Source organism: Arthrobacter sp. E44, assembly GCF_041877125.1.
Taxonomy (GTDB): Bacteria; Actinomycetota; Actinomycetes; order Actinomycetales; family Micrococcaceae; genus Arthrobacter.
Genome location: NZ_JBHDJA010000008.1, coordinates 173,176 through 183,408 on the forward strand (window position 1 = coordinate 173,176; position 10,233 = coordinate 183,408).

Annotated in this window: 12 protein-coding genes; 8 read left to right on the forward strand and 4 right to left on the reverse strand. The window is 63.3% G+C overall.

From position 1 onward, the window contains the following. Positions 1-2 precede the first annotated feature (2 nt). From ligK to ACETK3_RS09590, 3 genes are read left to right on the forward strand one after another with little or no spacing between them, the layout of a single operon-like run. Complete coding sequence (ligK, locus tag ACETK3_RS09580; protein ID WP_373992790.1) at positions 3-686, forward strand: 4-carboxy-4-hydroxy-2-oxoadipate aldolase/oxaloacetate decarboxylase; 684 nt, start codon at positions 3-5, stop codon at positions 684-686. Between the two features lie 19 nt (positions 687-705). Beyond that, the gene (locus ACETK3_RS09585; protein ID WP_373992791.1) at positions 706-1,626 is read left to right on the forward strand and encodes an amidohydrolase family protein; all 921 of its coding nucleotides are present in this window, start codon (positions 706-708) and stop codon (positions 1,624-1,626) included. 42 nt (positions 1,627-1,668) lie between these two features. Then, complete coding sequence (locus ACETK3_RS09590; protein WP_373992792.1) at positions 1,669-3,090, forward strand: MFS transporter; 1,422 nt, start codon at positions 1,669-1,671, stop codon at positions 3,088-3,090. On the opposite strand, the gene ACETK3_RS09595 is transcribed toward ACETK3_RS09590, so the two are convergent. After that, positions 3,083-3,316, reverse strand: coding sequence for a hypothetical protein (locus tag ACETK3_RS09595; RefSeq protein ID WP_237430318.1), 234 nt, complete (start codon positions 3,314-3,316; stop codon positions 3,083-3,085). The genes ACETK3_RS09590 and ACETK3_RS09595 overlap by 8 nt on opposite strands. A gap of 189 nt (positions 3,317-3,505) precedes the next feature. Between ACETK3_RS09595 and ACETK3_RS09600 the strand changes: the two genes are divergently transcribed. Both ACETK3_RS09600 and ACETK3_RS09605 read left to right on the forward strand, forming a co-directional pair. Further along, the gene (locus ACETK3_RS09600) at positions 3,506-4,480 is read left to right on the forward strand and encodes an aldo/keto reductase (RefSeq protein ID WP_237430317.1); all 975 of its coding nucleotides are present in this window, start codon (positions 3,506-3,508) and stop codon (positions 4,478-4,480) included. Between the two features lie 210 nt (positions 4,481-4,690). Further along, positions 4,691-5,272, forward strand: coding sequence for an RBBP9/YdeN family alpha/beta hydrolase (locus ACETK3_RS09605; protein WP_373992793.1), 582 nt, complete (start codon positions 4,691-4,693; stop codon positions 5,270-5,272). Between the two features lie 227 nt (positions 5,273-5,499). Here the strand turns inward: ACETK3_RS09605 and ACETK3_RS09610 are convergent, their stop codons facing one another. Next, positions 5,500-6,078 carry a DoxX family protein gene (locus ACETK3_RS09610; RefSeq protein WP_373992794.1) on the reverse strand — a complete coding sequence of 193 codons (579 nt, stop codon included), beginning with the start codon at positions 6,076-6,078 and terminating at the stop codon, positions 5,500-5,502. A gap of 277 nt (positions 6,079-6,355) precedes the next feature. Here ACETK3_RS09610 and ACETK3_RS09615 point away from each other — a divergent pair, with 277 nt between their 5' ends. Continuing rightward, positions 6,356-6,961: a DUF1326 domain-containing protein gene (locus tag ACETK3_RS09615; protein WP_373992795.1), complete on the forward strand. Its 606-nt coding sequence runs from the start codon at positions 6,356-6,358 to the stop codon at positions 6,959-6,961. Positions 6,962-7,007: 46 nt separating this feature from the next. Then, positions 7,008-7,730 carry a DUF2182 domain-containing protein gene (locus ACETK3_RS09620; RefSeq protein ID WP_373992796.1) on the forward strand — a complete coding sequence of 241 codons (723 nt, stop codon included), beginning with the start codon at positions 7,008-7,010 and terminating at the stop codon, positions 7,728-7,730. Between the two features lie 416 nt (positions 7,731-8,146). Here ACETK3_RS09620 and ACETK3_RS09625 read toward each other — a convergent pair whose 3' ends face one another. Beyond that, positions 8,147-8,296: a hypothetical protein gene (locus ACETK3_RS09625; protein ID WP_373992797.1), complete on the reverse strand. Its 150-nt coding sequence runs from the start codon at positions 8,294-8,296 to the stop codon at positions 8,147-8,149. A 573-nt stretch (positions 8,297-8,869) separates the two neighbouring features. Here ACETK3_RS09625 and ACETK3_RS09630 point away from each other — a divergent pair. Beyond that, positions 8,870-9,703 (forward strand): SDR family NAD(P)-dependent oxidoreductase, encoded by an 834-nt coding sequence (locus ACETK3_RS09630; protein WP_373992798.1) that lies wholly within the window; start codon positions 8,870-8,872, stop codon positions 9,701-9,703. A gap of 345 nt (positions 9,704-10,048) precedes the next feature. Here the strand turns inward: ACETK3_RS09630 and ACETK3_RS09635 are convergent. Then, a partial coding sequence (locus ACETK3_RS09635; RefSeq protein WP_373992799.1) for an aldehyde dehydrogenase family protein occupies positions 10,049-10,233 on the reverse strand: 185 nt, incomplete at its 5' end.

The following is a 10,233-nucleotide window of genomic DNA, read 5'->3' on the forward strand; positions in this document are numbered from 1 at the left end:
AAATGCAGGAACTCGGAGTTGTCCACACCGGCATCACCCGCGCAGCCGAACAGGATGTCAAAGCCCTCTCAGCGTTTGGCGTCAGCACCATCCACGAAGCCATGGGCCGCCTGGGCCTCATGCGCCCCTACATCCGCCCCGTCTACCCCGGCGCCGCGATGTGCGGCACCGCCGTCACCGTCCTGCTCCAGCCCGGGGACAACTGGATGATGCACGTCGTTGCCGAACAGGTCCAACCCGGCGACGTCGTCGTCGCAGCCTGCACCACCGAAAGCGAAGACGGCTTCTTCGGCGACCTGCTCGCCACCTCCCTGCAGGCCCGCGGCGCGAAGGGCCTGATCATCGACGGCGGCTGCCGCGACGTCGCCACGCTCCAGGACATGGACTTCCCCGTCTTCAGCCGCGCCATCAATTCCAAAGGCACCGTCAAAGCCACCCTCGGATCCGTCAACATCCCCGTCGTCTGTGCCAACGCCCTGGTCAACCCGGGGGACGTGGTGATTGCCGACGTCGACGGCGTCGTGGTGGTCCCCGCCGCACGCGCAGCCGAAGTGGCCGAAGCCGCCCGCAGGCGGGAGGACAACGAAGATGCCAAGCGCCAACGCTTCGCCAACGGGGAACTCGGACTCGACATCTACAACATGCGCCGCCCCCTCGAAGCTGCCGGACTCCGGTATGTCGACTGAAGCCACCCAAAGGAACCCCATGGAAACCGCCTTCACCAAGACACCGGGCTGGCTCGACTGGTACAGCATCCCGTCCACGCCCCGCTTCAAACTTCCCGCAGGAGCAGTGGACGCGCACTGCCACGTCTTCGGCCCAGGCGCAGAATTCCCCTTCGCGCCTGAACGGAAATACACCCCTTGCGACGCCGGCAAAGACCAACTGTTCGCACTGCGCGACCACCTGGGAGTGAGCCGCAACGTCATCGTGCAGGCCACCTGCCATGGAGCGGACAACAGCGCCATGGTGGACGCAGTCGAGGCCGCGGGGGGTCGTGCCCGCGGCGTGGCCACGGTACGGCCGGACATCAGCGACGCCGAGTTGCAGCGGCTCGACGCCGCCGGCGTGCGGGGCGTCCGGTTCAACTTCCTGAAGCGCCTGGTGAACGCGGCGCCGCAGGAGGAACTGGCGGAAATTGCCCGCAGGATCGCCCCGCTGGGCTGGCACGTGGTCATCTACTTCGAAGGCCAGGACCTCGAGGGCCTGGAAGGGTTCTTCGGATCCCTGCCCACGCCGCTGGTGGTGGACCACATGGGCCGCCCGGACGTCACCAAGCCCGCCACCGGCCCGGAGTTCGGCCGCTTCCTGCACTTCGTCGAAAACAACGACGTCTGGGTCAAGGTCAGCTGCCCCGAACGGCTCAGCGTTTCCGGGCCACCCGCCTTGGATGGCGAGACGCACGCATACCGTGACGTGGTGGCCTTCGGCCGGACCGTCGTCGAGGAATTCCCTGACCGGGTGATCTGGGGAACCGACTGGCCCCACCCGAACCTCACCGACCACATGCCCGATGACGGGCTGCTGGTGGACTTCATCCCCCATGTGGCCATCACCTCCGAGCTGCAGCACAAGCTGCTGGTCAACAACCCCATGAGCCTGTACTGGCCCGGCGAAAACGCCTAGTCACCGCCCAAGCTTCCCCCAACCTTTGCCCCTAGGATTCCAATGACGCATTCCAACGCCGCCAACCGCCTGGACCGGTTGCCCATCTCCAAGTTCCACAAGATCGCCCTGGTGGCCGTCTCATTCGCCTACTTCTTCGAGTTCGCAGACATCAACAGCTTCGCCACCACGGTTCCCAAGCTGATCAAGCTGTGGGGCGTCACCGTCAACCAGGTGGCATACGTGACCTCGGCGTCCTTTGTCGGTATGTTCTTCGGCTCGCTCATCGCCAGCTGGATGGCCGACCGCTGGGGACGCAAGAACGCCCTGGTGATCACCACGCTCTGGTACGCATCGTTCTCCCTCATCGCGGCCTTCTCCTGGGACATCGTGTCCCTTGGCGTCTTCCGGGTCCTGACATCGGCTGGCCTCTCCGCGATGACGGTGGTGGCCGTCATCTACGTCAACGAACTGTTCCCCGCGGCCAAGCGCGGCAAGTACCAGGCGTACGCGATCGTCATCGGCATCTGCGGCACCCCGGCCACCAACCTCATCGCCAGCCTCGTGGTCCCCCTCTCGGACTGGTCCTGGCGCCTCGTCTACATCTGGGGCGCGCTGGGCATCCTCTTCATCCTGTTCACCCGGCGCCTCAAGGAGTCCCCGCGCTGGTACGAAAACAAGGGCGACTACGCCAAAGCCGATGCCATCCTGAACGAGATTGAGGCCACCGTGAGCGCGGAAAAGGGCGCTCTTCCCGAACCGGCCGCAGCTGTTGAAACCCCCATGGCCACCAAGGCACCCCTGACGCTCCTGCTGCAGAAGAAATACCTCGCACCCACCGCCCTGCTGACCATCCTCTGGGTCACCCAGACCATCGGCTTCTTTGGCTACTCCAGCTGGGCTCCCACCCTCCTGGCCAAGGAAGGCTTCAGCGTCGAGAACTCCATCTTTTACGTGGCACTGACCACCATCGGCGCGCCCCTGGGCTCCTACCTCGCATCCCTGGTCACGGACCGGTTCGAGCGAAAATGGTGCCTGGTGGTCTTCGGCAGCATCATCGCCGTCTGTGGCCTGCTCTACGGGCTCACGTTCAACCCCGTCCTCATCGTCCTGTTCGGCTTCCTGGTTAACCTGTTCGAACGCGGCTACACGGCCCTGGCCTACGCCTACTCCCCCGAGCTCTTCGACACAAACGGCCGCTCGATGGGCACCGGAATCTCCTACGGCCTGGGACGCCTCTCCAACGCCGCCGGGCCGCTGATCATCGCCGCCCTCTACAACGGCAGCGGCTACCAGAGCGTCTTCTTTTTCATCGCCGGCACCTGGCTGTTCGGCGCAGTCGCCCTGGCAGTTTTCGGCCCCGCCACCCGGAAGGCCCGCCTCTCCGCCACCACCGGCGCCAACCCCGCCGCCGGCCCCCTGGACGGAACCGCGTCCGTCAGCGCAAGCACCGAAGGAGACGGCACGAAGCACAACATCAGGTAAGGCAAGGAAGAATGTCGGCAGGGCAAGGAAGGTCCACGGCAGAAGCCGGGCCTTCCTTGCCCTGCCTGTCCAGCGACACCACATATTGACGTCCCTGGGTCTTTCCGGTGTACGTTTTGTCGCCCTCCGGGTCGACCCATCCCCTCGGGGCCAGGAGGTGCCTCCGCGGGTGGGCCAGCGGTTTTGCCGCAGTGAGCTTGTCGTAGGTGTAGGCAGAGACCGGCATCGGTGAGGTCTGCCGGGGCTATGCGCAAGGTAGCTTTTCCAACCTCAACGGAATCTCGTCTGCCCGCGACAACGAGCGACACGCGAGATCGATAGTGTCGCCATACAAACGCCCACAAGGGGTTGTTCGTCGCATAGCGTGGGGGCAGGGGGTGCAGCTGCGCCCGGGACTGGAAGGCGGAGGAAGAACATGGATTACATAAAGCTCGGCAACACGGGCATGGACATCTCGCCGCTGGCACTGGGGTGTATGACGTACGGGGATCCCGCGCGGGGTCCACATCCGTGGACGCTGCCTGAAAGTGAGAGCCGGCCGCTGATCCGCCAAGCCGTGGATGCCGGCATCAATTTCTTCGACACCGCGAACGTCTACTCCAACGGCAGCAGCGAGGAAATAGTGGGCAAGGCGCTGGCCGACTTCGCCCGCCGGGAGGAAATCGTGATTGCCACAAAGGTCCACGGGGTGATGCGACCCGGCCCGAACGGCCGCGGGCTCTCACGCAAGGCCATTTTCGCGGAGCTCGACGCCAGCCTGACCCGGTTGGGAACGGACTATGTGGATCTATACCAGATTCACCGTTGGGATCCCGCCACGCCCATTGAGGAAACGCTTGAAGCCCTGCATGACGTCGTCAAGGCCGGCAAAGTCCGCTACATCGGGGCTTCCTCGATGGCCGCATGGCAATTCAGCAAGGCCCTGTATCTGCAGCAGATCAATGGCTGGACCCGCTTTGTGACGATGCAGGACCACTACAACCTCGTGTACCGGGAGGAGGAACGCGAAATGTTCCCCCTCTGCGCCGACCAAAAGATCGGGGTCCTGCCGTGGAGTCCGCTGGCACGCGGCAAACTGACCCGGGACTGGGACGAGAAAACCAACCGTTCGGAGAAGGACGAGTTCGGCAAGACGCTCTACAGTGCCGAGAGCGGCGACCGAGCCGTCGCCGACGCCGTGCGCGTCATCGCCGAACGCCGAGGGGTCCCGCGCGCCCAAGTGGCCCTGGCCTGGGTCCGCTCCAACAGTGTGGTCAGCGCGCCTATTGTCGGTGCCAGCAAGCCACAACACCTGCACGACGCTCTGAGTTCCCTCGAGCTAACGCTCACACCGGAGGAAAAGACAGAACTTGAAAATCCGTACGTCCCGCACGAAATCGTTGGATACTGAGGGGCAATCGCTGGGGAACGGGCAAGCCCACAGAGATGCTTAGGGTTGAAGGCGGTGACGGGTGAAGTTGGATGAGTCCCATGTGCGCGGAGCCCTCCCTCCCCGGCGTCGGCCTGGTGATGCCGGCTGGCGACCGGCTTGTAGTAGCGGGAACCTGGCCGCCGAGCGGATGACCAAGGGCTTTATGGGCTCGCTGGTAGGGTCTGTCTAATGGATGCAGAAGCGATTCCAGCCGAGCTCATCCAGCGTGTTGTCATCGTCCATGGCTACGAGTCGGCGCCGGACGCGAACTGGTTTCCCTGGCTTCAGCGCGAACTGCAGTCCGCCGGCGTGGACGTCACGGTTGTTCCGCTCCCTGCCCCGGACGATCCGGAGACAACAGCATGGGAGAACGCTGTAGGTAGTGCACTTGGGGTGCCGGATGCGGGAACGGTGATGGTAGCCCACTCTCTAGGGGTGATCACCGTACTGCGGGTCCTGGCAGTCCTCCCGCAGCCGTGGCAGCTGGGCGGACTCGTCCTGGTAGCCGGCTTCATCGAACCGCTCGACGCCTTGCCGGAACTTAATCGATACCTCGCAACAGGGGTGGAGGTCGAAGGCCTGGCAGAGAGCATTCGCAAGCGGACGGTCATCCGCTCAGAAACGGACCCTTTCGTTCCACCGGAAGCGTCGGATAAGCTCGCCAGGCGCCTTCAGGCACGGCTGCAGGTCCACCCCGAAGCCGGACACTTCATGGCAGAAGACGGTGTCACCAGCTTCCCGGCAGTGCTTGACCTGATCCTGTCCCCCTAACGGGTTCTCCCACTACATTCCAGCCCTTACAAACGCTGGGAACCCGCGAAAGCATACAGAATCTGGGACAGTTCGAGTGATCACCAGGCAGACCGAGACGAAGAGTGTGGACAGTGTCCACACTTCCTTTTCGTTCAGCTCCATTTTCCTCGAACGGAAGTGGCCATATTGGAGGCAACGCCCACGCCATAGTGGTTATTGTGACGGTCCGGGCAGCCCGACGTCGATCAAGCCGGTAAAGGCGATTCGTCGTCGGCCGCGGTGGCGGTCGATGCAGGCGTTGTGTCTGCAGCAAGGGCCTGGCGGCGACGGTAGATCTGGATACCGATAGCCACCGGTATGGCAGTAACGGCGACTGCGCGCATCCACGGCCTGTCCAGAACATGACCAGTGAGGGCATCCAGGGAAACCCGCCCTGGTCCCCCGATCGCGAAGGACGTGGCCGCCAGCCCGAGCACTGCCGGATATTCCAGGCCTCCGTCCATAGCGAAGAAGCCGTTCGGCGCGTGCACGCTGGCAGCGACCCCCATGGTCGTGGCGGCGGCCGCTCCCGCCGCCGGCGTGGCGAAACCCAGAGCAAGCGCCAATCCGGCGCCCGCTTCCCCGAGACCAGCCAACATGGCACTGGTCCTCGCAGGGCGGAAGCCCATGGCATCCATGCCCTTGCTCGTCTCCTCGATACCGCCGCCGCCGAACCATCCGAAGAGTTTCTGCGACCCGTGCGCGACGAGCACACCACCAAGTGCGGCACGGAACAGGGTGCGGGCCGCAGTGGTGGCCGCCGGCGTTACATTTTCATGACTCACAGTGATGAACCTTCCGGTCAATAATGCGGGATCAAGCCTTCGGGCCATTCTAGGACGCCGGGAATGATGAATGCTCCTCCCTGAACGGACACCGGGCCAAGCGATAAGTCCCACCCTCTTCCCTATCAGTCGACTCGACGTTAAATATGTCCATAGACCCAAGGGCCACCTCCAAGAAAGGGTAGTTCACCACCTCAAACGGGTATTGACGAGCGGTATCGGCGGGAGTACTTTGCCGCTGTGGAGTTCCGGGGGCCCACCTTTGGAAGGCACTCTGATGGCATGGCAACTTGAAGGCACGTACTTCGAAAACTGCAACTGCAACATGATCTGCCCGTGCTCGACCTCCGGTCTTACTGAGCCCGGCACTAGGGACCGCTGCAACGTCATGTTGGCGTTCCACGTCGACAGGGGCGATGTCAATGGTGTCGACGTCAGCGGCCTGAACGTCGCCGTCGTCGCCGATGCTCCAGCCCTAATGAGCGACGGTGGCTGGCGAATGGGCGTGCTGATGGATTCAGCGGCTTCACAGGAACAGGCTGACGCCCTTGGCGCGGTCTTCGGCGGCCAACTCGGTGGACCAATGGAGGGCCTTGGTCCCCTGGTCGGAGAAATGCTGGGCATAGAGTCCCGCGCCATCACTTACGCCAATGACGGCCGCGAGCATAGCGTCCAGATAGATGATGCCATCAACGTCAAAGTCGAGGACTTTGTTTCCCCATTAGATGCCACTGGTGCGGGCGTCAAAGTCAGCGGCGTAGGCTTCCCCGCCGACACCTTGGCTGCAGGGCATGCAACTGCCTCCACCGTGGAAATATTCGGCCTGTCCTGGGACAACACGGGAAAGAACTCCTTCTCAGCTCCTTTCGCCTGGTCCGCCTGAGGTGCCCGGCCGCGCGTACCCAGCCGTCCGCAGCCAAGCTGCCTTGTTGGCGCTGCTTGGTTGTGCCTCCGCCGCCTGGTACTTCACCATCCTGGGACTCAGGGACATGCCCGGCGGGCCCGGGACAATGGGCCTTGAGTTTGGCGGGTTCCTCGCGACGTGGACTCTCATGATGGCCGCAATGATGCTGCCTGCGTTGGCACCACTGACCACCGTGTACCTGCGATCGATCCGGACGACCCAAAGTGCCATAGTCAGAGCGGGAAGAACCACGGGACTCGTTATCGGGTACCTGGCGTCCTGGGCGCTTTTCGGAACTGCCGCTTTCGTCGCTGCACTGCTGGCCTCCCAACTGGCAACGGCGGCGCCCACGGTCGCGCCGTGGGTGGGCGCAGGGATAGTCGCGGCCGCGGGTGCTTACCAACTCACACCACTCAAGGACTACTGCCTGCGGCAGTGCCGTTCACCGATCTCTTTCCTCCTCCACACGTCCAACTACCGCGGCCCATTTCGAGACGTACGTGTGGGTATCTACCACGGCGCATACTGCATCGGGTGCTGTTGGGGCCTGATGGTCGTACTGACGGCGGTCGGCCTATCAAACCTGGCCTGGATGGTTATCATCGCCGTAACCGTTCTTCTGGAAAAGACCTGGAGCCACGGTCGCACAGTAAGCAAAATCGTCGGTGCCGCGCTCATCGTCTTTGCGGTCTTTGTGCCTGCAAACCCCGAACTCCTGCCCGGACTGTATGCAGCTTCACCAATGTAGCTGCAGCCCTTGGCAGGAGGATCGACGGAACCGGTTGAGCCAGTCGCAGGAACCCAGCGGCCGGAAGTTTCAGGGCTGGATGAGGCCATGCTAGCGAGGCAAGTTGGCCGTCGCCTGATCGGCGATGCCCTTCTCGAACCACGTCCGCGCCATCATCAATTCCGCCTGGATCTGCGAGCTGAACGGACTTCTCCGATCCGTGCATGCCGCTCTGGCAGCCTAAGGAGGGTCATCGCAGTGGCTGGGTGGGGCTCTCCATCCAATTCCCTTCCAAGCCATCCGGAGGTAAGGGTTACTGGCTGTCGGGCAGCACGAGATTCATGACGTCGAATTTCTGCGGGGTGACACCCGGTCAGAGGTTGGGCCTAACGCTCCCGTCGAACCAGGCATCGTGGTCTTCCGCGCTGGCCCACACTTCAACCACATTGATGACCCCTTGGTTCTCGTACGCACAGTGACCCATGAATCCTGGGGGCTGCCTTCAACTTGTCGGTGAGCGCAGCGGCCACCTGGAAGTACTGGTCGCGGGAGAGCCCGGTGACCTCGGTGCTGGCAATTACGGGCATGGTGACTCCTTTGGATGACGGCCGCCGTCCTGGCTGGCTCCGGGCCCGGGCCGTTTTCTGTGTACCGGACTTGGCCCACAGGGCTGGTACGGCTCCACGCCTGAATAGTAGGCCCGCCTTATCCACTTCGCAGCTCTTAAGCGAATAGTAGGGGGCACTCAATCTCGCAACGCAGTTGGACCACTCAAGCCTGTAGATCAGGAAGCTATGCAAGCTGGCCGGGTGGTGGGCGCCGAGCAGGTCGTGGTGAAAAGGGAATGGCGACCTCTGGCCGGTCCGAGGTCGATTCAGGCAGGTAGAAGCGATCTGTTATCCGCTGCGGTGGCGCTCCATGGAGGCGACTGTTGGGCTGGGCAGGTCGGTGCATGCGAACCGTGAGCTGTCTTGCAATTGGATCCGGAATGCCTTTGCCTCATGGACAACTGCGAAACTGCAGCACCTTAGATTTCTAGCCTGGGCTAAGCATGTGCAGCGCATCCGAAATGAGTCGCCACGTGGCGCCGAGGGGTACCACACTCGGGAGGTACGATGTAGCCCGCACCCCAAGCGCGGCAGTACATCCAGGAGGCAGGAATGAACACCGGATTGTTAGAGGGCAAGGTTGCCATCGTTACTGGCGGCGGACGCGGGCTGGGGCATGCCATGGCGCTCGGCCTGGCCCACGCCGGCGCAAGCGTCGTCATCTCGGCCGCGCGGGAAGCGGACGAGATCCGAAGGGTCGCTGACGAAATCAACGTGGTGCTCGGCACCCGCCGCGTACTGGCACTGCAAGCGGACGTAACCCAGGAAGCCGACTGCCGGCGCCTGGTCGACGGAACGCTTGCTGCCTTCGGCGGGCTTCACATCCTGGTCAACAACGCCGGACGCGGCATGAAATACGTGAGCGCGACCTTCCTCACCGAACCCACCCGGTTCTGGGAAGTCGATAGCGAGACGTGGCGCACTATCGTCGACACCAACGTCAACGGTCCGTTCCTCATGGCCAAGGCGGCCGTGCCACACATGCTGCACCAGCATTGGGGCCGCATCATCAACATCACCATGAACCATCAGACCATGCGTCGCGCCGGCTTTTCACCCTACGGCCCATCCAAGGCCGCGCTCGAATCCGAAACCGTAATCTGGGCACAGGACCTGGCCAACTCGGGCGTGACAGTCAACGGCCTGCTGCCTGGCGGCGCCACCGACACAGGCATGATCCCCGAAGGGGTGTCCGAGGCTGTGCGCCGCCAATTGCTGCGGCCCGAAGTGATGGTCGAGCCGCTCCTCTGGCTGGCCTCGGATGCCTCCGCGGAAATCACGGGCACCCGCTTGGATGCGGCGCGCTGGGACAGCACCCTGACTCCGGAACGGGCAGCCGCAGAGGCACTCGAGCATGCAGGCTGGGCCGCCCAGTCTCCGCACTGACCGTCGATGTGGCCAAGCGGGAGACACCGGCTCGATCATCAGGAACGTCCAGGGTCCGCGTCGACAGCATGCCAGGTTCGCGAAAACGAAGATGTCCGGGGCGTGCCCGGTACGCCATTCCCTTATCAGTGGCTGAATGAATCCCCAATATCGCTTTGGGGACGCACAAAGAATGCGCCGTGCAGTACAAAAATCCACCGGGATGAATGTCAGAGATGTCCATCGATCCGGGCATCTCTTCCCCGGGTTGCTGACGGTGTCTAGTGGCACCCAAGGCGCCCCGTTGAGTCGACGATGCCAGATCCGGAGAGCCCTTTGATTTGGGGTGTGACTTCGCCGCCGCTGCTAGCCGGCGTAGGGGTCGGCGATGCCGATGTACTGGGTGTAGAGGTATTCCTCGATGCCTTCGAGGCCGCCTTCACGTCCCAGGCCCGACTGCTTGACGCCGCCGAAGGGTGCGGCCGCGTTGGAGATGACACCGGCGTTCAGGCCGAGCATGCCCGTTTCAAGCTTTTCACCCATCCGGATGC